1 protein-coding gene is annotated in these 863 nt (G+C 62.5%); it reads right to left on the bottom strand.

What is annotated here, in order from left to right; translation table 11 throughout:
• The coding region (locus AWB81_RS43610; RefSeq protein ID WP_144444418.1) for a type VI secretion system Vgr family protein at positions 1-863 on the bottom strand (863 nt) is incomplete at both ends.

Here is an 863-nt window from a genome sequence, read left to right as displayed (position 1 = left end):
CCTTCGAAGATCACCTGACCGGCAAGTTCCGCCTGATGGCGCAGCACCGCGACGCGCTTGCCCGCTTCCGGCGTCGCATAATGCTCGCCCCAACGGTACTTGTTTCCGCTCGTGGTGCCATCGTCGCGCGCCGCGTTGACTTCAGCCAGCAGCGTAACGCCTGCCGTACGATGGTTGTAGTCGTCCACCGTCACCGATTGCGCCACCCGCGTGCGATGCTCCGCAAGCGTCATCACGGATTCCACGCCCGGGCTCGCCATGCCGCCTTCCGCGCGAAACGGCGCGATCAGTTTCGGCTCGCGAGCGTAGGCATCGAGATCGTCGCCGAACACGATCACTTCACGCTCGGCGGTCTGTTCGAAGCGAAACCAGATGCCTTCATCGGCCGCAATGCGCTTGATGAAAGCAAGCGCCGACTCGTTGTACTGCGTGGTGTACTCGCGACTGGAATATTCCGCGCGCAGCTTGAACTGGAAATCGACGGCGGTGAACCCGTAGTGACGCAGCACCGATTCGATGATCGACGGCACCGTCTGGTTCTGAAACAGCCGGCTTGCGACTTCGAGCTTCAGATCCGACAAGCGCGGTTCCAGCACCACGCGATAACGGGTTTCATCCGCCGACGATCCCAGTTCATCGAACGCCGTGACGATGCCGTTGAAGAGCCGCGCCGGGGCCTTCACCAAGCGAGCGGCCAACTCGGGCAGCAGTCCCGCGTTGACATCGACTGGATCGATTGCGAACTTGACCGGCTTGCCGAGTACCTCCGCCACAGGAATCGCGGCCCGGGCGCTGGTGAACTCGATCGCCAGCCGATACGTCTCGCTGATCGCCTCGCGTCCTTCGAACGACAACACCGAGAA

The sequence above is a fragment of the Caballeronia arationis genome (assembly GCF_001544975.2).
In the GTDB taxonomy this organism is placed as follows: Bacteria; Pseudomonadota; Gammaproteobacteria; order Burkholderiales; family Burkholderiaceae; genus Caballeronia; species Caballeronia arationis.
Note: the sequence above shows the minus strand (reverse complement) of the source record. Positions and strands in the feature narration are given on the sequence as shown.